The sequence below is a fragment of the Bacillus sp. OTU2372 genome (assembly GCF_038440275.1).
Taxonomy (GTDB): domain Bacteria; phylum Bacillota; class Bacilli; order Bacillales; family Cytobacillaceae; genus Neobacillus; species Neobacillus bataviensis_B.
In genome coordinates, this window is record NZ_JASATK010000012.1 from 66,304 (window position 1) to 89,026 (window position 22,723).

The 22,723-nt window shown below is 43.3% G+C and carries 22 protein-coding genes; 19 read left to right on the top strand and 3 right to left on the bottom strand.

What is annotated here, in order from left to right:
• Positions 1–98: 98 nt before the first annotated feature.
• From AAHB15_RS18355 to AAHB15_RS18370, 4 genes are read left to right on the top strand one after another with little or no spacing between them, the layout of a single operon-like run.
• Entirely contained in the window at positions 99–974 is an 876-nt protein-coding gene (locus tag AAHB15_RS18355) for a carbohydrate ABC transporter permease (protein ID WP_335573579.1), read from the top strand.
• Between the two features lie 2 nt (positions 975–976).
• Positions 977–1,891 carry a carbohydrate ABC transporter permease gene (locus AAHB15_RS18360; RefSeq protein WP_335573578.1) on the top strand — a complete coding sequence of 305 codons (915 nt, stop codon included), beginning with the start codon at positions 977–979 and terminating at the stop codon, positions 1,889–1,891.
• A gap of 33 nt (positions 1,892–1,924) precedes the next feature.
• Entirely contained in the window at positions 1,925–2,938 is a 1,014-nt protein-coding gene (locus tag AAHB15_RS18365; RefSeq protein ID WP_342043037.1) for an SIS domain-containing protein, read from the top strand.
• A 56-nt stretch (positions 2,939–2,994) separates the two neighbouring features.
• Entirely contained in the window at positions 2,995–3,831 is an 837-nt protein-coding gene (locus AAHB15_RS18370) for a PfkB family carbohydrate kinase (protein WP_342043038.1), read from the top strand.
• A 94-nt stretch (positions 3,832–3,925) separates the two neighbouring features.
• Here the strand turns inward: AAHB15_RS18370 and AAHB15_RS18375 are convergent, their stop codons facing one another.
• The gene (locus tag AAHB15_RS18375; protein WP_335573575.1) at positions 3,926–4,912 is read right to left on the bottom strand and encodes an SIS domain-containing protein; all 987 of its coding nucleotides are present in this window, start codon (positions 4,910–4,912) and stop codon (positions 3,926–3,928) included.
• A gap of 480 nt (positions 4,913–5,392) precedes the next feature.
• On the opposite strand from AAHB15_RS18375, the gene AAHB15_RS18380 reads away from it, so the two are divergent.
• The 13 genes from AAHB15_RS18380 (at position 5,393) to nuoN (ending at position 18,773) form a co-directional block, all read left to right on the top strand.
• Positions 5,393–6,148 carry a GntR family transcriptional regulator gene (locus tag AAHB15_RS18380; RefSeq protein WP_335573574.1) on the top strand — a complete coding sequence of 252 codons (756 nt, stop codon included), beginning with the start codon at positions 5,393–5,395 and terminating at the stop codon, positions 6,146–6,148.
• Positions 6,149–6,192: 44 nt separating this feature from the next.
• A complete protein-coding gene (locus tag AAHB15_RS18385) occupies positions 6,193–7,050 on the top strand; it encodes a YitT family protein (protein WP_335573573.1) in 858 nt (285 codons plus the stop codon).
• A 1,053-nt stretch (positions 7,051–8,103) separates the two neighbouring features.
• On the top strand, positions 8,104–8,475 hold the full coding sequence (locus AAHB15_RS18390; protein WP_342043039.1) for an NADH-quinone oxidoreductase subunit A: 372 nt from the start codon (positions 8,104–8,106) through the stop codon (positions 8,473–8,475).
• Positions 8,466–8,978 carry a NuoB/complex I 20 kDa subunit family protein gene (locus tag AAHB15_RS18395; RefSeq protein WP_141561107.1) on the top strand — a complete coding sequence of 171 codons (513 nt, stop codon included), beginning with the start codon at positions 8,466–8,468 and terminating at the stop codon, positions 8,976–8,978. The genes AAHB15_RS18390 and AAHB15_RS18395 overlap by 10 nt, the downstream gene beginning before the upstream one ends.
• 3 nt (positions 8,979–8,981) lie before the next feature.
• Entirely contained in the window at positions 8,982–10,301 is a 1,320-nt protein-coding gene (locus AAHB15_RS18400; protein WP_342043040.1) for an NADH-quinone oxidoreductase subunit C, read from the top strand.
• Between the two features lie 3 nt (positions 10,302–10,304).
• Positions 10,305–11,405 carry an NADH-quinone oxidoreductase subunit D gene (locus AAHB15_RS18405; protein ID WP_144566014.1) on the top strand — a complete coding sequence of 367 codons (1,101 nt, stop codon included), beginning with the start codon at positions 10,305–10,307 and terminating at the stop codon, positions 11,403–11,405.
• Positions 11,405–12,409, top strand: coding sequence for an NADH-quinone oxidoreductase subunit NuoH (gene nuoH / locus AAHB15_RS18410; RefSeq protein WP_335573571.1), 1,005 nt, complete (start codon positions 11,405–11,407; stop codon positions 12,407–12,409). The genes AAHB15_RS18405 and nuoH overlap by 1 nt, the downstream gene beginning before the upstream one ends.
• A 106-nt stretch (positions 12,410–12,515) precedes the next feature.
• Complete coding sequence (gene nuoI / locus AAHB15_RS18415; RefSeq protein ID WP_098527792.1) at positions 12,516–12,935, top strand: NADH-quinone oxidoreductase subunit NuoI; 420 nt, start codon at positions 12,516–12,518, stop codon at positions 12,933–12,935.
• Complete coding sequence (locus tag AAHB15_RS18420; RefSeq protein WP_098527793.1) at positions 12,932–13,453, top strand: NADH-quinone oxidoreductase subunit J; 522 nt, start codon at positions 12,932–12,934, stop codon at positions 13,451–13,453. The genes nuoI and AAHB15_RS18420 overlap by 4 nt, the downstream gene beginning before the upstream one ends.
• Positions 13,450–13,764, top strand: coding sequence for an NADH-quinone oxidoreductase subunit NuoK (gene nuoK, locus AAHB15_RS18425; RefSeq protein ID WP_335573570.1), 315 nt, complete (start codon positions 13,450–13,452; stop codon positions 13,762–13,764). Before AAHB15_RS18420 ends, nuoK begins: the two co-directional genes overlap by 4 nt.
• 138 nt (positions 13,765–13,902) lie before the next feature.
• A complete protein-coding gene (gene nuoL / locus AAHB15_RS18430; protein ID WP_342043068.1) occupies positions 13,903–15,774 on the top strand; it encodes an NADH-quinone oxidoreductase subunit L in 1,872 nt (623 codons plus the stop codon).
• Positions 15,771–17,279 carry an NADH-quinone oxidoreductase subunit M gene (locus tag AAHB15_RS18435; RefSeq protein ID WP_335573569.1) on the top strand — a complete coding sequence of 503 codons (1,509 nt, stop codon included), beginning with the start codon at positions 15,771–15,773 and terminating at the stop codon, positions 17,277–17,279. Before nuoL ends, AAHB15_RS18435 begins: the two co-directional genes overlap by 4 nt.
• Before the next feature lie 6 nt (positions 17,280–17,285).
• Positions 17,286–18,773 carry an NADH-quinone oxidoreductase subunit NuoN gene (gene nuoN, locus AAHB15_RS18440; protein ID WP_342043041.1) on the top strand — a complete coding sequence of 496 codons (1,488 nt, stop codon included), beginning with the start codon at positions 17,286–17,288 and terminating at the stop codon, positions 18,771–18,773.
• A 198-nt stretch (positions 18,774–18,971) separates the two neighbouring features.
• On the opposite strand, the gene AAHB15_RS18445 is transcribed toward nuoN, so the two are convergent.
• Positions 18,972–19,142: a CsbD family protein gene (locus AAHB15_RS18445; protein WP_342043042.1), complete on the bottom strand. Its 171-nt coding sequence runs from the start codon at positions 19,140–19,142 to the stop codon at positions 18,972–18,974.
• Positions 19,143–19,185: 43 nt separating this feature from the next.
• Positions 19,186–19,422 (bottom strand): hypothetical protein, encoded by a 237-nt coding sequence (locus tag AAHB15_RS18450; RefSeq protein ID WP_098527798.1) that lies wholly within the window; start codon positions 19,420–19,422, stop codon positions 19,186–19,188.
• Positions 19,423–19,566: 144 nt separating this feature from the next.
• Here AAHB15_RS18450 and AAHB15_RS18455 point away from each other — a divergent pair, with 144 nt between their 5' ends.
• On the top strand, positions 19,567–21,075 hold the full coding sequence (locus AAHB15_RS18455; protein ID WP_342043043.1) for a mechanosensitive ion channel: 1,509 nt from the start codon (positions 19,567–19,569) through the stop codon (positions 21,073–21,075).
• 293 nt (positions 21,076–21,368) lie between these two features.
• Positions 21,369–22,676: a hemolysin family protein gene (locus tag AAHB15_RS18460; protein WP_342043044.1), complete on the top strand. Its 1,308-nt coding sequence runs from the start codon at positions 21,369–21,371 to the stop codon at positions 22,674–22,676.
• The last annotated feature ends 47 nt before the right edge of the window (positions 22,677–22,723 follow it).

Sequence of the window (22,723 nt, forward strand, 5' to 3'; positions counted from 1 at the left end):
AGTATCTACAAATCTATCAAAGGTGCCGGTTAAGAGGGACAACAACTCCCTTTTAACCGGCAAAATGCTAAATGATTTTGTTGTTTGGGGGGGTTAAGATGCGCAGAACACGAATGGTCCCAATTCTTTACATGGCACCGGCCTTAATTATGCTGGCTTTATTTGTATACTACCCATTAGTTCGAAATGTCGTAAATGGCTTTTATGAATGGAACCCATTTACATCAGATAGAAGCTTTGTTTTCCTAGATAATTATCTACGACTCTTTAAAGATCCTGTTTTTTACACAGTGATAAAAAACAATATGTTATACGCGGTGATCTCTGTGATTATGCAGGTTGGTCTTGGGTTAGTGATTGCAGCGGTACTGGAAGATAAGATTTTCAGGAGATTTTCTACCTTCTTCCGGACAACCTTTTTCATCCCGGTTCTCATCTCAATGACGGTCATCGGAATCTTGTTTAGTTTTATTTACAATCCAGAAGTAGGGCTGCTAAACAGTTTCTTACGACTGATCGGACTAGGGGATTTGGCAGAGGGCTGGCTGGGCAACCCCAAAACAGCGATTTATGCAGTCATTTTTGTCTCTCAATGGCAAAGTATTGGATATGCGGTCATGTTGTATGTGTTAGCAGTGCAGAAGGTTCCAGGAGAATTATATGAAGCGGCTACCATCGATGGGGCCGGGAAGATTCGTACATTCTTCAGCATTACTGTTCCACAAGTAAAAGAAATGACATTTGTTCTATTAATCTATACAGTGACTGGCTCGTTCTTAGTTTTTAGTGAAGTATATGTATTAACGAGTGGTGGTCCAGGGAACTCATCACAGGTTTTTAGTACATATCTCTATCAAAAAGCGTTTATTGATAATGAACCAGGCTTCGCTTCAGCGATCGCAAACGTGATTCTTGGTATCACACTTATCTTTTATTTTGTACAGAATAAATTCTTAAAAACAGGGGAGGAGTAGAAATGAAGCTGGTGGAATCACAGGGAGATTCAGTAAGACAAGATGGAAAGCTTGGAAAAATTGTCAATGTAAACTTGAAGTCTACTAAAAGCAAATCTGGCTTTTCAATTGTTGTCGGATTGATCTTTCTCTTTTTACTCCTTTACTTTGCGGCCATTGCCTATCCATTGTTTTGGATGGTCATCAACTCCTTTAAAACGACCGCTGCCATTTTTAACGACAGCTGGGGACTTCCAAAAGAGTGGCTCTTTTCAAATTATACAACAGCTTGGGAACAAGGGGTTTCCAGCTACTTTATGAACAGTTTGATTATCACGGGCGGGACCTGTTTGTTGACGGTGTTAGTAAGTGCCTTGTGTGCATATGGATTAACTCGTTTTCAAATCAAAGGCGGCAAGTTCCTGCTCTTGTTTGTTTCAGCGGGTCTGATGTTTTCCCCGCAAAGCAGTTTAATTCCGCTCTATGAGCTGGTTCAAAAGCTGGGAATCTTTGATACTTACTGGGCATTGATTTTAACGTTTACGGCCTACCGCATTCCTTTAACCGTGTTGTTAATCCGCTCTTTTTTCCTATCGATCCCGAAAGAGTTAGAGGAATCTGCTTACCTTGATGGTGCTAACAGCTTTAAGGTATTTACAAAAATATTCCTGCCAATGAGCAGACCGATTCTGTTCACGGGTGTAATTTTAACCGCTTATTATGCTTGGAATGAGTTTTTATTTTCGATTCTCTTTATTCAAACAGAAGACGTTAAACCGATTACCTCTGGACTCTTAGTGTTTAAAGGTGCCTTGAGTACGAATTGGGGCGTATTGATGGCTGGTTTGGTTATTTCCGCCATTCCGCTGATTGCCATCTTCCTCATGATGCAAAAATACTTTGTCCGCGGCTTAGCCGAGGGAAGTGTGAAGGGATAATTTTTATAAAAATAATAATGGGGAGTGGACGCAATGTTGAATTTTAGCAGAGAAAAGTATTTAAAGGTGACAGGTGGAGCCATCGGGCTGAGAGAAGAAATTGAAAGAGTAGTAGATAAAATCTATGAAAAAGGGTTTAAAAACCTTTTTTTAATCGGATCCGGCGGGGCAGTGGCAACCTTCTATCCATTCGAATATATGGTGAACTCAACATCTACGATTCCAGCCTATGCGGAAATCGCCGCAGAATTTGTTCTACAAAATCATAAACAGTTAAGTGAAGAGTCACTAGTTATTCTATCTTCTCTATCAGGAACGACAGAGGAGACGGTTGCCGCAGCAAAATACTGTAAAGAAAGAGGAGCGACGACTATTGGCATAACTGGTGAGTACAATAAGCCGCTTGCTGACATTGTAGACTTCCCCTTAGTCAACTTTGCAGAGAATGATTTTGCCAGTGATTCCAATCAATTGGTGCTCTTCCACCTTATTTTTAGACTGATGCATAAAAATGGCGATTTCCCTGAATATGAAAGATTTGCCGCACAGCTTGAAATACTTCCAGAAAGGTTAATAGAGGCAAAAGAAAAATTCGAGTCTAAAGCAGAAGCGTTTGCCATTGTTTATAAGGATGAGCCATACCATATGGTGGTTGGTTCAGGAACCACATGGGGCCGTGCCTACTCTTATGCGATGTGTGTATTGGAAGAAATGCAATGGATTAAAACAAAATCCATCCATGCGGCGGAGTTCTTCCATGGCACATTAGAGTTGGTTGAAGAAGATACAAGCATGATTCTATTAAAAGGGGAAGATGAAACTCGTCCACTAATGAATCGTGTTGAGCGGTTTGCTGAACAGTATACGAAGAAATTGACTGTGCTTGATACAACAGACTATGCACTAGAGGGAATCAGTTTGGAATTTAGAAAGTATTTATCACCAATTGTTACGTCTACTCTTCTGCAAAGACTTAGCGTTCACCTTGAGGATAAACGGAATCACTCGTTAGAGATTCGAAGATATTACCGGACAGTAGCATATTAAAAGGCGTAAGGGAAAGATGATATCTTTCCCTTATTCACTAATGGGAGGGACAATTTATGAGATTAATAGCGGTTGGAGATAATGTAGTTGATTATTATGAGGATCGGGAAGAAATGTTCCCCGGCGGGAATGCCGTCAATGTAGCTGTTTTTTGGAAGCGTTATGGTGTAGAGGAAGTTTCATATATTGGGATTGTCGGGAATGACGAAGAGGGCGAGCATATTGTCAACTCGTTAGCACAGGAACAAATTGATGTTTCCCGGGTAAGGAAAGTGTTCGGACCCTCGGGAGAAGCTGTTGTTACGTTGGATGAGCAGGGCGACCGTAAGTTTGTCGGCTCGAATAAAGGTGGTGTTCAGAAAGAACTGAAATTGAACTTTACTGAATCTGAACTGGCGTTTATCAGCACTTTCTCGCTGCTGCATACAAGCGTATTCAGCCATTTAGAAAAAGAATTGCCATTATTGCAGCAGTATATTGATATCTCATTTGATTTTTCAACGAAATACGATGAGGACTATTTAGAGCTTGTTTGCCCCTATATAAAATTTGCAATTTTCTCTGGCGGCGACTTAACAAACGTTGAGTGTGAAGCATTAATCGCGCGTGTTCACCAGCTTGGGACACCGAATATTATTGTGACCAGAGGTTCGGAAGGATCTTTATTCTCCGATTCAAAACAGTTATTTAAGCAAGGAATCGTAGAGACAGAGGTAGTCGATACACTGGGTGCAGGTGACACCTTTGTAGCGATCTTTTTAAAAGAATATGTCTTGTCTGGGATCGCCGAGGAGGCGATGGAAAAGGGTGCGGCGGCAGCGTCTGAAACATGCCAGCGCTTTGGTGCCTTCGGCCACGGGAAAAAGCGTGCGAAACGGATTACGATTGGCTAAGGCAAGGGGAACCTGTTCTTTGTAGAACAGGTTCTTCTATTACGCTTATAAAAAAAACTCCCTAAGTCTTTAAGGCTTAGGGAGCGATTTCATTTTAGTATTCTACTTTCCACATATATCTTCTTTTTGAAAGCGGGTGATTACGAGCATCAGCTAATTGTTCTGCATAGCGGCGGAGAACGTAATTTAGGACAAGTGGCGCGATATAACCTTTTAACTCTTCGTCAATGCCCTCTAAATCAAGCTCTTTTGCATCTAACACGACAAGTTTTTTACCGTATTTTTTTGAAAAATCTAATGCTCTTTCATCTAGTGGACGTGTTTCATCTAAGCCAAGTAGAATAATAAATGGTACTTCTTCATCAATGATTTCAAATGGACCATGGAAGTATTCACCTGCGTGAATGGCGTTGGAGTGAATCCACTGCATTTCTAAAAGGATGCAAGTAGTGTAGGAATAGGCTATTCCATAGTTGGCTCCGCTTGCCATTGTATAGATCACTTTTTCATCTTTGTATGATTGACCAAATTGTTGGGCACGATCTGCAAATTGCTTGCCAGCCTTTTCAAAAGCGGTCTGGGCATTGAATAAGCTATTAACCATTTTGTCAAATTTATCGTTTCCTTCTAGGACGTTTAATACACCCATCGTTAGTTGATATAGCAAGCCTAAGTTGGTATTGAAGGCAACGGATTCAGCGCCCCATTCGTATTTAACAACGAATTCACTTTCCTGTGCCAGCGGGGAGGTTGGTTCGTTTGTGAAACCAACTGTTAATGCTCCTTTTTGACGGGCAAATTCAGCAGCCTTTACGGTTTCAGGAGTGGTACCTGACATCGAGCACAAGATGACAAGAGAATTTTCGCCAAGTTTTCTAGGGTTGCGATGAATGAATTCATTGGAGCTGTATACATCAGAAGGAATGTTTTTTGCTTCTCGGTCCATGATATATTTGTTCGGATACATGATAGCAGAGGAACCGCCGCATGCAACAAAGTATACATGGTTAATTGTGCGCCCTTTCAAAGCATCTAACACATTTTTTACCTGTGGATCTACAACTACTTGTGAGTTTACCATTCATTTTTCCTCCTTAGGACTGTTTGGTCTAACATATAATAATACATTATATAATGTTATAGTATTATACATGATACAAATTGTCAATCTCTTTTGAAAATTAAATTTTATATTTTAATAGACACTAATATCAAATTGACTCATAACATATTATAATGTTATATTAACTTTGAATATCTTAGTAAAATTAGATAGTTTTTGTTTTTTTTTAAAACAGGGTGAAGTGAAGGGGATGGGAAATGTCAAAGATCACGAATAGGCCCAGGCGACTGTTTAGCAAAAACGCAGGTCTTTGCACATCCTATCAATATGTGCAGAACTCGGATGAGTCGATGGAACGGACGTTGGACGTGCTTTCAGAAGTGTTAGCCGATTAAAACAAATTGATAGCTGGAAATTATTTATATATACTTGAAAGTAACAATAGAAAAAACAGCAGGTGGAACTAGTGATTAAAGGGAGGGGGCTTTCCTCCCTATATTGTTTGCTAATAAGAAAATTAGGCAGGTGATTGATGTGTTAAAACAGGATGACCAGATTCCTTTATATATTCAATTAAAGGAATCACTTCTCAGCTCCATCTTGAATGGGGAATTAAAGTATGGAGATAAAATCCCAACGGAAGCAGAATTAAGTGAAGAATATAAAATCAGCAGAATTACCGTAAGAAAGGCGATTCTTGAGCTGGTTGAAGATGGGTTCCTGGTAAAGCGTCAGGGCAAAGGGACGTTTGTTAACAAAAGGAAGATTGAGCGAAAGATTGTTCACTTTTTAAGCTTTAGTGATGCCTGTAAGGCGAATGGCCTGACAGCGAGCAGTAAAGTGATTAAAAAGGAAATTGTTCAGCCAACGGCAAGAGATAAAGAGCTGTTGCAGCTTGAAGAGGGGGATGCCCTGTTATTTATTCAACGGGTCCGCTATGCTGGCGATTCTCCGATTATGATTGAAAACAATTATTACTCTTATAAAAGGTTCCATATCTTACTGAATGAGGACTTAGAGGGTTCCGTCTATAAAGTAATTGAAGAAAAGCTGAATATTAAGCCTCGTGGTTCCTGGGAGACGACATTGGAGATTGTCCGGGCATCAGAAGATGAAGTGCAATTACTCAATACTTCAAGCGGAGAGCCTCTATTTTATATGGAAACGACCGTTTATGATGAAAACGACGAGCCTGTCCATCGCGGGAAACAGTATATTTTAGGTGATAGCTATAAATTCATCTTCCAGCAATAGTTTTAAAAAGAAATTCGGAATTTGACATGGGGAAGTTGAGCGCGATGAGAAAAACGTTCAAAGATTGTTTATACATTTTGCTGGGTTCGTTTATTTTTTCGATTGGTATTAACTATTTTACAATCCCAAATCTGTTGTCAGAAGGCGGGATTATCGGCTTAACGATCATTTTTCACTATTTGTTCCACTGGTCGCCTGGGATTGTGAATTTTGTCCTTAATACGGTGCTTGTTTTGGTAGGAATGAAGTTTTTGGAGAAAAGAGCTATTATTTATACGTTATTTTCCATTTTTTCATGTTCTTTGTTTTTATTTATTACCGAGGAAACGGGAAAACGGTTAACGAATGACACGTTATTAGCGGCCATCTTTGCCGGTTTATTGGTGGGAGGCGGCTTAGGGATTATTTTTCGTGCCGGGGGAACCTCGGGCGGGACAACGATCTTAGCGAGGCTTGCCAACCAGTTTCTTGGCTGGAGTATGGGGAAGGGTATTTTGGCGATTGATATTATCGTAGTGGCCGGCTCGGTGTTTATCATTGGGCTCGGGAAAGCGATGTATACGTTGATTGCTGTTTACTTAGGCGCTAAGGCGATTGATTTTATCGTGGAAGGGCTAGAAGAAAAGGTCGCTGTCCTGATTATTTCTAATTCATCTGAATTGGTATTGGATGCGATTACGAATAAGTTATCACGAGGGATTACGGTCTTAGAGGGACGCGGCGGTTATACCGGTGATAATAAGGATGTGCTTTATATCGTGATAAATAGGCAGGAAATTGTTCAGCTGAAGAATTTGATTTATGCAGTGGATGAGCATGCCTATGTGACCGTTCATCTTGTTCAGGAGATGATTGGAAAGGGGTATAAGGTCGGTAATACTAAGATGGCGAAAGGTATATAGGTTGTCAGGGGGAGTGTTTTATGGAAACGCTCTCTCTTTTTGAAAAAGAGGGATGGAGGACAGGACCAGGTCGGAGCCCTCTTTTTGTCATTATGAGCTTTGATATGGACAGAATCTATGAAGGAATGCATATTCTTGTTCTCATGGACCGGTCATGGGGACGGATACCGGGTGGGAGCTCCCCTTTTTGTCTTCATGAAGCCGTCATGAGGACAAATACTAGGTTGAAACTCTCTTCTTTGTCTCCATGAGTGCTCTTATTAGGGTTAAAGGAAGATATTTGTTCGGCCAGTCTTGCGACTGGCTTTTAAAGTTATTTGTGCGCTGGTGATAAAGTCTCAGTTTTCTTGTAGGTGGTATGATGAGGACAATTTTGCATATGATGATAGGGGATATGCTTATATTTAGTTGGGCTCAAGGATGAGTGTAGAAGATGTTCTAGTAATATAACAGTTTGTGTCATTTTTTGATAAAAAAGAGTGATTTTTGTTTATTTTTTAAAAATAGTAAGAAAAGTGAACATTTGATGACAAATCTCACAGACAAAAGAGCGGAAATTACTGTTAAATAGTGGTTGTTGTCGATAATTTTAGTAGGGTTACTGGGGTTCTTGAGAACCCTGTTTTAGGCACGTCATCTTCCGCTGACGCTCCAGATCACGTGCATCGAAAGCGAGCACTTTTGATTAGTCTAGCTGGTTCGCTCTTGCGTCATCTCTGATGTTTTTCGGGGGAGCTTCTCGAGCGAGATCACGCAAACGCTCAAGGGGGAGGCACCTGTGTCTTAAGACAAGTTTAGTGTGAAAATTGTATTTCTATCCCATGTGAAGAAAGCACATTACGCTTCCGCTGTCGCTCCAGCTTGCGAAATTTCCCATTTTTAGCCTCTTTTGAGAGCGTGCTCTCACGAGGCTAAAAATGGGAAATTGTCGCGGCGATAGAAATACAATTTTTTATAAAGTTGGTTTGTCGACACGGGTTTGTAACAGTGCTATAATGAATTCGGTTACATATTTAATTAGTATGAAAATTTACAACATTGGAGGGGATAGACATGGAACTTAATGTATATCAGAATAATTATCTGATAGTTTTTGTGTTCCTATGTCTTGGTGTGCTGCTGCCTGTGGTGGCGTTATATTTTGGGAAACTTCTGCGTCCGAATAATCCGAGCGATGAGAAGAATACCACATATGAAAGCGGTATTGAGCCATTTCACGATTCGCGTGTGCAGTTCAATGTCCGCTATTATATTTTTGCCCTGATGTTTGTTATTTTTGATGTAGAAACAGTGTTTTTATATCCATGGGCGGTTGCTTATGATAATCTGGGGATTTTTGCGCTCGTCGAGATGTTAATTTTTGTGGCGATGCTTTTACTTGGCCTAGTGTATGCTTGGAAGAAGAAGGTGTTACGATGGATTTAAGACTAGAAGATTTCACACCGGATGAAATAAGAGAGTTAGAACGAAATGTATTTTTTGCCACGCTGGAGCAAATTAAGGCATGGGCACGGAGTAATTCTTTGTGGCCGATGACATTTGGTCTGGCTTGTTGTGCGATTGAGATGATGGGCACAGGGGGAGCGAACTATGACCTTGACCGGTTTGGGACGATTTTCCGTACGTCACCTCGGCAATCCGATTGTATGATTGTTTCTGGTACGGTGACGAAAAAAATGGCACCGATCTTACGCCGTTTATATGACCAAATGCCGGAGCCTAAATGGGTGATAGCAATGGGTTCATGTGCGACTGCCGGCGGACCGTATGTAAAATCGTATTCCGTTGTTAAAGGAGTCGATCAGATTGTTCCGGTGGATGTCTATATCCCAGGATGCCCGCCTAACCCTGCTGCTTTAATATACGGAATCAATAAGTTAAAGGATAAAATTCGTTACGAAGCGAAGACAGGGAAGAAGGTGATCTAACCGATGAGCGGGGAGAAGGATCTTGAACAATTAAAGAAAGAGGCGGCCGCAAAGGCAAAGGCTGAAGCTTTAGCAAGACGTAAGGCGAAAGAGGCTGGCGGATCAGCACCACCACCGGCACCGGAAGAGGCAACAGCACCGGCCGCAGCTGCGAGTGCGGGCAACGCCGATGAACTCGCAAAGAAGAAGGCAGCCGCAGCGGCGAAAGCAAAGGCTGCAGCGTTAGCGAAAAAGAAACGCGAAGGAATCATGGAAGAAGAGGCGCCAGCTGAGGAAACACCAACACAGGCCGCGGAACCTGCTTCAGCAAATGACGCTGATGAACTCGCGAAGAAAAAGGCAGCCGCAGCGGCGAAGGCAAAAGCGGCAGCGTTAGCGAAAAAGAAACGCGAAGGAATCACGGAAGAAGAGCCTCCTGCTGAGGAAACACCAACGCAGGCCGCGGAACCTGCTTCGGTAAATGACGCCGAGACCCTAGCCAAGAAGAAGGCGGCCGCAGTGGCAAAGGCGAAAGCTGCGGCAGCAGCGAAACGCAAAGCGATGGAACTTACGGGCGGTACAGCACCAGCTGAAGAAGCCTCATCCGAACAAGCAGATGATAACGACGACCTGGCGAAGAAAAAGGCGGCCGCAGTGGCAAAGGCAAAAGCGGCAGCAGCAGCGGCAGCAAAAGCAAAGGCCAAAGCAAGCGGAACCGATGCAGATGCAGGCGGCGATGACGAAAAGGCAAAAGCCATCGCAGCCGCAAAAGCGAAGGCAAAAGCAGCAGCAGCAGCCAAAGCCAAAGCAGCAGCGGGCGGGAAGACAGGTGCCGCAGCTGAACCGGCAGCTGAAGTGAAGCCATCTGTCAATCAGCCATACTTAGATAAGTATGTAAAAGTGATTGCAGAACACATAGGTCCGGATGTTTTAGAAGATTCTTATATTAATAAACTATCCAAAGATGTTCCGACACTTGTGGCGAAGCATGATACATATTTCAAAGTAGCTCAATTTTTAAAATATAATGAGCTGCTCGGGTTTGATTATCTGTCAGAGCTGCATGGAACAGATTTTGAAACACATATGGAAGTCTATGTTCACTTATACTCATACAAAAACCGGCAATCGGTGGCGTTGAAAGTAAAGATTGACCGAGATGAACCAACAATCGAATCCTTGCAGCCACTATGGGCCGGCGCGGACTGGCCTGAATGTGAAGCATACGATTTACTAGGAATTAAATTTAAAGGACACCCCGATTTACATCGGATCCTGCTTGGAGAAGATTGGGTTGGCCATCCACTGCGTAAAGATTATGAACAGTATGATGTGGAGGTGTAGCGGGTGATCAGAACAGAAGAAATGTTACTAAACGTCGGTCCCCAGCATCCAAGTACGCACGGAGTTTTCCGCTTGGTTGTTAAAATTGATGGGGAAATCATAACCGAAGCAAAACCTGTCATCGGTTATTTACACCGTGGGACGGAAAAATTAGCCGAGAATCTGCAATATACACAGATTATCCCTTATACAGACCGGATGGACTACCTATCGGCAATGACCAATAATTACGTCATCTGTCATGCGGTTGAAACGATGATGGGCATCCAGATTCCTGACCGCGCTGAATACCTGCGCGTACTGGCGATGGAGCTAGGGCGGGTTGCGAGTCACCTTGTGGCCTGGGGAACTTATGTCCTTGACCTTGGTGCGACGAGTCCATTTATTTACGCCTTCCGGGATCGTGAAATGATTATTAATATGCTAAACGAGTTATCAGGTGCCCGCTTGACCTTCAACTATATGCGTGTCGGCGGTGTGAAGTGGGATGCTCCTGAGGGCTGGATTGAAACTGTGAGGGATTTTGTTCCGTATATGCGCGAGCAGTTGAAAGGTTACCACGACCTTGTTTCCGGAAATGAAATCTTCTTGGACAGGGTAAAAGGTGTTGGTAAATATACGAAGGAAGAAGCGCTTCAATACTCACTCAGCGGACCAAATCTTCGCAGTACAGGTGTGAAGTGGGATCTTCGTAAAGATGAGCCATATTCGATTTATGATCGCTTTGACTTTGATGTACCGACCTCTGAGGACGGTGATTGTCTAGCTCGATACCACTTACGGCTTGCTGAGATCACTGAATCGTTAAAAATCATTGAGCAGGCTGTCGAGCAATTCCCTGCTGAAGGTGACATTATGGCTAAAGTTCCAAAAATCATTAAAGTGCCAAAAGGTGAGGGGTTTGTCCGAATTGAATCACCGCGCGGCGAGATTGGCTGTTATATTTACAGTGACGGGAAAAAAGAACCGTACCGCTTAAAGTTTAGAAGACCATCATTCTATAATCTACAAATTCTGCCGAAATTACTAGTAGGCGAAAATATTGCAAACTTGATTGCCATTTTAGGGGCAGTGGATATTGTCCTTGGGGAGGTCGACGGCTAGTGATTCAAGATTTGCTCCAATCAAGTCCTGGCTTAGTTAACTTTGGAATATTCTTTTTACTTGGTGTTGTCTTGCTTTTAGTCGTTTTAGGTTTCGTAACTTACGGAATATTAGCCGAACGGAAAGTAATGGGATATATGCAATTGCGGCACGGCCCGAATCAACTTGGCGGCCGCTGGGGTTTATTGCAGACTGTCGCGGACGTATTAAAGCTATTATTAAAAGAAGATGTTATTCCGAAAGCAGCAGACCGGCCATTATTTATTTTGGCACCGATCATTGCATTCGCGCCGTCATTCATGGTGCTTGCAACCTTACCATTTACCGATAAGTTTCAGTTTGCGGATATTGGTGTCGGCTTACTTTATTACATTGCTATTTCAGGCTTAACTGTTTTTGGGATGCTGTTGGGCGGCTGGGCATCAAATAATAAGTATGCACTCTTAGGCGGGATGCGTGCGGCGGCACAGATGATTTCCTATGAAATCCCGCTGGTCATGTCCGTGTTAGGGGTTATCCTGTTGGCAGGAAGTTTAAATTTAAATGATATCGTGGAACAGCAGAAGCATGGCTGGTTTATCCTATTGCAGCCAATTGGCTTTATCGTGTTCTTTATCGCTTCAATTGCGGAATTAAACAGGACACCGTTTGACTTGCCAGAGTCGGAGAACGAACTCGTTGCCGGTTATTTCGTTGAATATGCTGGATTTCGCTGGGCGTTTTTTATGCTTTCAGAGTATGTATATGTTTTTGGGATGTCGACGCTGATTACGGTCGTCTTTTTAGGAGGCTGGCTGGCGCCATTTGCGTTCCTTAGCTTTATCCCTGGAGCAGTATGGTTTGCACTTAAATTCTGTTTAATAGTCTTTATCTATTTCTGGATTCGGAGTACGCTGCCGCGTTTCCGCGTCGACAGATTGATGGAATTCGGCTGGAAAGTCCTATTGCCAATCGCCTTAGGGAATATATTCCTAACCGCTCTCATCAAATCATTATTCTTTTAATTACATTTGGTGCCTGACACCAAAACTCGCATCAACACTGTGATAGCGGTGGAAATGGTGCCTGACACCAAAAACAATATTTAAACTGTCTAAAGGGGTGAAAAACGTGCTTGGAGTATTTAAAGGCTTGAAATATACCCTTAAACAATTATCGCGCGAGAAGGTTACGTACGATTATCCGAATGAGCCGCTTCCGCTGCCGGACCGCTTTCGCGGCATCCAAAAGTTTTATCCGGAAAAGTGTATTGTCTGCAATCAATGCATGAATATTTGCCCGACAGAATGTATTAATTTAACGGGTAAGAAGCATCCGGACCCAACGAAAAAGGGGAAGATCATCGACACATACGATATTAACTTCGAAATCTGTATCTTATGTGACCTGTGCACAGAGGTTTGCCCGACGGAAGCAATCGTCATGACGAATAACTTCGAGCTCGCCGCATACAGCCGCGACATGTTATTTAAAAATCTGGAATGGCTGGATGAAAACGACGAAAACGTACGGCAGGTGAATAAACCATGACATTCTCAGGCGAATTCCTCGCATTTATGGGACTCGCACTCGTTGCCATTATCGGCGGCGTGCTGCTGTTAAACTTGAATAAGGTAATCCATATGGTTGTCGCTCTTATTTTCACATTCGTGGCGATCGCGGGGATTTATGTACTGCTTTCTGCAGAGTTTATCGCGGCAGTGCAAATCTTAATCTATTCAGGGGCCATCACGATCATTATGCTTTTCGGCATTATGTTAACGAGGCATAACGATGAGAGCGAACCCAAAACAGGAAGATTACGAAAGTTCCTCTTGTTCCTTGGAGTGGTCGGCTTTGCCTTTGCGGTTTACATTGGCATCTACAATTTCAATATTGAGCAGGTTCCGACTAAGCTCCATGAAAATAACACATTACAAATTGGGCAGGCGCTCTACTCAAAGTATATTATTCCATTTGAGTTAACTTCTGTGTTACTATTGGTTGCACTCGTCGGCTCGATTATCTTAGCAAAAAATGATAAGAAGAAGGAGGCGGATAAGGAATGAGTTCAGTTCCCGCTTCAGCCTTCCTGGCACTGGCACTAATCCTATTTTGCATTGGCTTATACGGTGCATTGACAAAGAAAAATACTGTTATCATCTTGATTTCAATTGAACTAATGCTGAATGCCGTTAATATAAATCTGGTCACCTTCAGCAAATATGGCATGACACCGTCGATTACAGGTCAAATCTTCGCCTTGTTTGCCATCAGTGTGGCAGCAGCGGAGGCAGCTGTAGGTCTGGCGATTCTTATTGCCCTTTATCGCAACAAAAAAACCGTCGACATCGACGAAATGGATACAATGAAAAACTAACAGGACTCAGGAAAACCTCGGGTAGTAACAAGCCCTTGAGGTTATTCGACCAAACTTCGGGCAGTGACAAGCACACCCGTCCATCGGTCGAATCGACAAAATTCGGATGGTCACTCATCACCATCCAAGGGGTTGATAATATTGGAAAATGCATGGCTTATCCCGCTTTTCCCGCTATTATCGTTTTTGATCCTTCTTCTATTCGGTAAGCGGCTGAAGGAGGCGAGCGCATATGTGGGGATTCTCTTCACGCTCGCATCGCTGATATATTCCATTTTGGTCTTATTCGAGCGCTTTTTGGAGCCAACCTTCGGGACAAAATTTGAATGGCTCACGATAGGGGATCTGCATCTTACAGCGGGCTTCGAAGTCAATCAATTAAATGCATTAATGCTGGTAATCGTGTCGCTCGTTAGTTTCTTGGTACATACGTACTCTAAAGGGTACATGCATGGCGACGAGCGGTTCCATGTATTTTATGCTTATTTAGGATTATTTACCTTTGCGATGCTGGGGCTGGTTATTTCACCAAACCTGCTGCAAACTTATATTTTCTGGGAACTAGTTGGTGTGGGTTCCTTCTTATTGATTGGTTTTTATTTTTACAAGGAAGAAGCGAAAGCGGCCGCCAAAAAGGCGTTCATCATGACCCGTATCGGCGATGTCGGCCTATTTATCGGGATGATCCTCCTTTTCTGGGAAACCAAAAGCTTTGAATATAGCGTCATTTTCCATTCAGTTGAAACCGGCGCTATCCCAACATCGATGATTACCCTGGTAGCGATACTGATTTTTATCGGAGCAGTCGGAAAATCCGGTCAGTTCCCGCTTCACACCTGGCTTCCAGATGCGATGGAAGGTCCGACACCTGTCTCGGCTTTAATCCACGCTGCTACAATGGTTGCAGCTGGTGTTTATTTAGTCGCAGCACTATTTCCGCTGTTCTCAGCCAGCAAAACAGCACTGCTCACCATTGCAGTCATCGGAGCGTTTACCGCCATTTTTGCGGCAAGCATTGGTTTAGTGCAAACCGATATTAAACGGGTTCTCGCCTACTCAACTGTCTCACAGCTTGGCTACATGATGTTAGCCCTAGGCTCAGCCGGCTATGTGGCAGGTGTATTCCACTTAATGACACATGCTTTCTTTAAGGCCTTGCTATTCTTAGCAGCCGGTTCGGTCATTCATGCGGTCCACACGCAAAACATTGAGGAAATGGGCGGGCTTTGGAAAAAATTAAAACTGACCGGGCCGTTATTCTTAATCGGAACACTCGCGATCAGCGGGGTACCATTACTATCCGGTTTCTTTTCAAAAGACGAAATTCTGGCAGCGGCATGGGAAGGCGGGCATCCAATCCTATTCTTGCTGGCACTCATTGCGGCCTTTATGACAGCATTTTATATGTTCCGCTTGTTCTTCCTGGTTTTTACCGGGGAAGCGCGCGGCAACCAACAACATGTTCACGAATCGCCATCCAATATGACCTTGCCGATGGTAATCCTTGGAGTACTCGCAGTCATTGCTGGTTACGTGAACACACCATGGTTCGGCACGTTCCTTGGCGACTGGCTTGTTGACGGCAATGAAACGCTTGCCCACCATGCCGAGACGCAAGGTCCTGTATGGATTATGATTGCCGCAACGCTTGTATCATTAGCGGGAATTTATCTTGCCTACTTGATGTACTATAAGCGTTCACTTGCCCGTAACTGGTTAAGCGGCACAGGGGACACCTTGCACAGTATTTTATTTAATAAGTATTATGTTGACGAGTTCTATCAATACACCGTTGTCGCAGCTTCTAAAGCACTCAGCTACTTCTTGCGGTTCATTGATGTCTTCCTCGTTGAAGGGCTTGTCAAAGGCGTGGTTGGGATTGTCCAAGGACTTGGCCGTGCAGGCTCCAAGCTGCAATCCGGACAGGTACAGACCTATGGGGCTGTTGCCTTTATCGGTCTCGCACTGCTCGCCGTCATTTTTGCATTAACAGGGGGGTACTTACGATGAATTTATCAGCTGTTCTTTCAATCCTAGTATTCTCCCCGATACTCGGTATCATCGTCTTGGCCATGATGCCAAAATCAGTTGAAAAACCAATCAAAATCGTTGGCTTTCTAGCCACCTTGCCGGCACTATTCTTGGCGCTTGCTTGTTATCTTCATTTTCAGTGGGGCAAGAACCTTGCAGACTTTAATGTGGCAAAAGAGTGGATTCATTTCCGCGGTATGAATACCGAAGAGCCCTACTTTGCAGTCAACTATGAGCTTGGCCTAAGCGGCTTTCAGCTTTTACTAGTCGTGTTAACCGCCATAGTGGCAACATTATCAGCGATTGCCGCCGCGCGGTTTGTTAAAAAAGAATGGAAAGGCTATTTTATGCTGTTCCTTCTTTTAGAAATCGGAATGCTCGGTGTGTTTACTGCTGAAAACCTAATTTTATTTTTCATATTCTTCGAGGTTACACTCATTCCAACGTTCTTCTTAATTGGAAAATGGGGTTATTTTGAAAAAGAAAAAGCTGCATATAGTTTCTTAATCTACAACGGGTTAGGCTCGGCCGTTCTCCTTATCGTGATTATGATTCTGTTTGCAAAAACAGGTACTACCAACATTAAGCTGCTGACACAAATGATGGCAGATCCAAGCGCACCGCTTTCCGGTGACCTGAAAATGGGCCTTTTCATCGGTTTATTAATTGCCTTTGGTGTGAAGTTACCAATTTTTCCATTGCACAGCTGGATGCTAAAGGTGCACGTCCAGGCACCACCAGCGGTTGTTATGATTCACTCTGGGATTCTATTAAAAATTGGTGCATATGGACTGATCCGTTTTGGATTGGGGATTTTTCCAAAGCAGTTTGATACCCTTGCGACGCTGATTGCCGTCCTTGGCGTTATCAACCTACTATATGGGGCGTTCCTGGCATTCATTCAAACAGACTTTAAAATGGTTTTGGCCTATTCGTCGATTTCTCACATGGGGATCGTGCTCATTGGCCTTGCGGCGATGAACACAGCCGGAGTGCAAGGAGCAATTTTCCAAGTGGTCTCGCACGGACTAATTTCGGCGTTATTGTTCTTCATCGTCGGCGTCCTGTATGAGCGTACCGATACGTCGCTTCTCGAGAACCTGGGCGGAATGGCGAAGGGGATGCCGCTCGCAGCTGGCTTTCTGCTTGCTGGCGGTATGGCCTCACTGGGCCTTCCTGGCATGTCCGGGTTTGTTAGTGAATTTATGGCCTTCCTAGGGCTTTTCAAGGAACTTCCGTGGCTTGCCGCCGTGGGAACCATCGGCATTATCATGACCGCAGCCTACGTACTGCGCGCTGTCTTGGGCATCACCTACGGCAAACACAATCGCGAATTTACGGGTGTGATCGACCTAAAAGGCGTCGAATTCATACCGGTTGTGGTACTAATGGTTTTAATCGTATTAATTGGAGTTTATCCAAGTGTTCTAAGTTCTCCGCTGCAAACAACACTGGAAACCATCATGTTAGGGTTAGGAGGGTGATGAAGGATGGATTTAACGACATTGAAATCATTTAACTGGAGTGTCATGACACCAGAGTTCATCATCCTCGGTGTGGCCGCAGCGCTTACCTTAATCGATTTATTTACACCAAAAAAACAAGACCACCGCTTCCTTGGCTGGATTGGAATCTTGGGCATATTGGCCGCTATTGTATCGGTTGTATCGCTGCTCAATACGGATGCGACATCGATTTTAGACGACAGCTTCACATTGGATGCTTTTGGTAAAGCCTTTAAGTTAATCCTGCTTGTCGGTGCGGGGCTCGTCATGTTCCTTGCTGTCAGTTATGAAGCAAAGGAAGGCATGGAAAACTACCGCGGCGAGTTTTATTACTTATTCTTAACGGCCTTGCTCGGTGCGATGGTGATGACCTCAAGCGGGGATTTAATCACGTTATTTATTGGGTTGGAATTGTTAACTGTATCTTCTTATATCTTAGCGGGCATCCGCAAACACAACTTACAATCAAATGAGTCGGCGATGAAGTATGTCATCAATGGTGGTATTTCCACAGCCATCACCTTGTTTGGGATGAGCTATGTGTATGGGTTAACAGGATCAACTAACTTGTTCCAAATTGCACAGACACTGTCTGCGGTAACAGATGCGCAGCATGCTTACCTTCTCGGTCTTTCATTTTTAATCATTTTTGTAGGTTTATCATTTAAATTAGCCGCCGCGCCGTTCCATATGTGGGCACCGGACGTTTATCAAGGTGCGCCGACACCAGTTACGGCTTTCTTGAGTGTAGTTTCTAAATCTGCTGGCTTTGTAATCGTTATTCGTCTGCTGATTGCTGTCTTCTACAATGCGGCACCAACAGGGGCAAACGGTGAAGGCATCCTCTTTAAAATGCAGGATTATCTTGCAGTGATTGCCGCCGTCACTATGATTGTCGGAAACGTCGTCGCTTTAAGGCAGTCAGATATTAAGCGATTGTTCGCCTATTCCAGTATCGCCCACGCTGGGTATATACTGGTCGCGTTAACAACCTTGAGCTCGAACATGCTTTTTTCAATCTGGTTCTACCTTTTGGCATATATGTTAATGAACCTTGGTGCGTTTGCTGTGATTCAGGTAATTACTGAGCAGTCTGGTTCAACAAAAATTGCCGACTTCGCCGGTCTTTACCGCCGTTCACCAGCTCTTGCTGTTATTATGGGAATTCTCTTAGTTTCCTTAGCAGGTTTCCCGGGTACAGCAGGTTTCATTGGCAAATTAAATATCTTTGTCGGGGCCTTCTATGGCACTCCGCACTATGTACTGGCATCGATCATGATTGCGACAACCGTCGTATCGTATTTCTACTATTTCGGCGTCATGACGCAGATGTTCTTCCGCCCGGCTGCGGACGAGCGCAAACTGAACATTCCTTTCGGTATTGTGGTTGTCCTGCTAGTCGCAGTCGTTGGGTCGGTTCTATTCGGAGTGGCACCAAATATTGCGCTCGACTTCTTGAATAATCTGCAGTAATTTTTAAAAAAGGAACTCAAAGTTTGGACTTTGAACTTAGGCTTGTCCAGGGAATAGAGTATTTCCCCGGGAAATAATATAACAATCCGGTCGGATGCTTTGGGGAAGGCGGCCGACTGGTGAACATGGTCAAATAAAAGGGGTAACATAGAAAAGAAGAGGCCGGGGGGCCTCTTCTTTATTTTGCCTCTATAAATATCACTCCGATAATTTTTCTTTTACTTCCCCGTATCCTTCCTTCACTTTACCCTTCACTTTATCAAACTTTCCTTCCGCTTCGGTCGAGCGGTCATCGGTCGTTTTACCCCATTGTTCTTTTGCCTCGCCTTTGACTTGATCATAACGTCCTTTTAATTCATCTTTATTCACGTTGTTTTCCTCCTTTTATTTTAAAAATCTAGTAATGTCTATCTTAGTTGTTAGCATCCTCTTTAATTTCCTTTTCCACATTATTCTTAATATCTTCTAAATTGTTCTTTGCTTCCGTTATGTTCTCTTTAGCAGAATTCTTGTTGCTAGTATCTACCGCGTCTTTCTGTTGCCCATCACTAATGCCATTGTCTTGGTCGACGCCATCACCGCATCCGGCCAAACCGCCAAAAGTCAGTAACGCCGCTAAACCACCAGCTAACAATGTTTTGCTCTTCATCGTTTCTCCTCCTTTTGTTATTCGGTTGCAGAGTATATTCCCATGGAAAATGGTTGTGAAACCTATTTTTGCAAATGTTTGAAACGAATTAGACGGGGTATATCATCTAGCAAACAAAACGAATTATGAAAAGGAGCGATGTTTATGAATGTAAAAGATATGTTAACAGGGTGGTACATATATACAGATCAGATTCCCCGTTTGCTATTAGCCCTTCTCGTCTTATTAATAGGCTGGCTAATCGCAAAAGGAATTGGAAAAGCTGTGACATCATTATTAAAGAAAGCAAGTTTTGATGATAAGCTGTTTTCTAACCTCGGTACTAGTAAGAAGTATTCATCTGAAACGATTATTGGGAAAATCGTTTACTATACGTTATTAGTGGTCGTCTTTATCATCTTTTTCAACATGTTGAACTTAAGCCTAATCGCCCAACCATTGGTTTATATGATGTCAACGATGACAGGCGCTATTCCCAATATAATAAAAGCGGCTCTTATTCTATTATTTGCCTGGGTGGTTGCCAACCTGCTGCGTCTACTTTTCAAAAAAGGAGCATCGCTGCTTCAGTTGGAATCACGATTGGTTAAATGGAAAATGGCCGAAAATCAGGTTGAAGCCCATTATAGTGTGGAAAGAATCGCACAAGGTGTTTTCTATTTTGTTCTATTGCTATTTTTACCAGGAGTATTAGGGGCATTACAGATTGAGGGGATTTCAGGACCATTCACACATGCACTTACTTCTATGCTAGCGTTTATTCCGAAGTTATTTGCGGCCGCATTGATTGTATTGATCGGCTGGTTGATTGCCAAACTGGTTCGCGATATACTCACAAACTTCTTAAAAAGCCTAGGGGCGGACCATATCGGGCAGCGATACGGCATCATCAAAGATAAGGAAGATACCAATCTATCAAGCATCATTGGGAATATTGTGTTTATCTTTATCTTAATTCCAACCATCATTACGGCATTGGAAAAGCTAGATTTGAAGGGAATCTCTGAACCCGCTATAGCGATGTTAAATCACATCTTGACGTTAATTCCTAATATGGTGGTTGCTATCATTCTGATGTTAGTTGGTATTTGGCTTGGAAAATGGATTGAAAAAATGGTTGTCCAAATGCTATGGCGTTTGAGATTTGACAGCATCTTTCATCAAATAGGGATTGGTTCATTAACACCGGAAAAACCGAAGTTTACTTTATCACAAATTGTTGGTCTGCTTGTTAAAATTGTCATTGTGTTGTTATTCGCAGTCGAAGCCTTACAAATTGTTCATTTAGACTTCTTAGTAACGCTGGCAACAGGAGTAATTGCTTATCTGCCAATGCTGTTAGCTGCTATTTTAATCTTAGGTGTAGGGTTATATGTTGGCCATTTATTGGAGCGTATTTTACAAAATGTCATTAAAAATAACTATTCACGCACCTTGGCCGCCATCGCTAAATATACGATTTTTGCGATCACAGTATTTATGGCATTAGACCAGCTTGGTGTGGCACACTCCATTGTGAATGCAGCCTTCATTCTCGTCTTAGGCGGGTTGGCACTCGCATTTGGCCTGGCGTTTGGTCTTGGCGGAAAATCGTTCGCCGCTAAATATTTAGAAAAACTAGATGACAAGCTGGACAAGAATAATCATTTATAGACCATGGCAATCCGGAATCCAGCGGGATTTCGGATTGTTATTTTGGGGATAAGAAAGTATAAAAGCTTTTGACTTTAAGAATTGTCTAGCTCCAGCGCCTAGCCCCTCGATGGTCTACAGCCAATCCGGCCAAAAGGTTAAAAAGCAACCTTTCGGCCGGCTCGTCTTATGCTTTCTGTACGCATTAAGGGCGACTAGTCTTTGACCCTGCTTTCGCCGGCCAGTCGATAAGTCGCCCTATATCGGGGCTGACCAAGGCGCTTGCGCTTTTCTTATAAGGAGGTGCTCCATCTTTGCTGTGGTTAAACGTATTGATCATTGTCTTGTTGATTGTCTTAACTGGTTTCTTCGTGGCGATTGAATTCGCGATTGTCAAGGTGAGAACATCACGGATTGAACAATTGATGACAGAAGGGGAAAGCCGTGCGGCCGCCGCACAGAGGGTCGTCACTCACCTCGATGAGTACCTATCGGCTTGCCAGCTCGGCATCACAGTGACAGCGCTAGGACTAGGGTGGCTCGGCGAACCGACAGTGGAGAAGCTGTTTCATCCTGTTCTGGCAGTTTTTCATTTAAACGAGGCTGTTACCCATTTCTTATCATTTACCCTGGCATTTGTTATCGTTACCTTTATTCATGTTGTCGCCGGGGAACTCGCGCCGAAAACCTTCGCCATTCAAAAAGCAGAGCAGATTACCTTATGGTTCGCCAAACCAATCATTTGGTTTTATAAGCTCATGTTTCCGTTTATCTGGCTATTAAATCATTCCGCCCGTCTGCTGGTCGGTATGTTTGGACTAAAGCCAGCCTCTGAACATGAAATGGCCCATTCGGAAGAAGAACTGCGAATCCTCTTGTCGGAAAGCTATAAAAGCGGGGAGATTAATCGGAATGAATGGCGCTACGTGAACAATATTTTTGAATTTGATGAGCGGTTGGCTAAAGAGATCATGGTACCTCGCACAGAAATGTGCTGCATATCGCTAGGCGATACAATCGAAGAGATTGCTCAAAAGCTTCGAAGTGAAAAATTCACTCGTTATCCGGTGGTTGAGAGGGATAAGGATCATGTTCTTGGTATGCTAAACGTGAAGATGTTGTTAACCCATAGGTTTATGAATAAAAGCCCTCAAGAAGAATGGAAACTCGAATCCCATATTCAGCCGGTGATTACCGCGATTGAAACGATCCCAATTCATAATTTATTGCTGATGATGCAAAAGGAAAGGACCCACATGGCGATTTTACTTGATGAATATGGCGGTACATCCGGATTGGTAACGGTCGAGGATATTATTGAAGAGATCGTCGGTGAGGTAAGAGATGAATTTGATGAAGATGAAGTTCCAGCGATTCGGACCGTCATACCGCGAACCCACTATATCATTGATGCTAAAGTTGCTATTCAGAGAGTGAATGAGTTACTCGGAATCGATTTAAGCGCGGATGGCATCGAGACGCTCGGCGGCTGGTTTTTAACAGAAAGGTCGACGCGGATAGACGATGAAGCGGTAGTAGTGGCAGATGGATATGAATTTAGGGTCAGTGAAGCGGAGGGATATCATATCAAATATGTAGAAGTAAAAAAAGCCTCTGATTAGAGGCTTTTTGTCATTGCCTAGATGAATACTTTCAATAGTTCAACTGT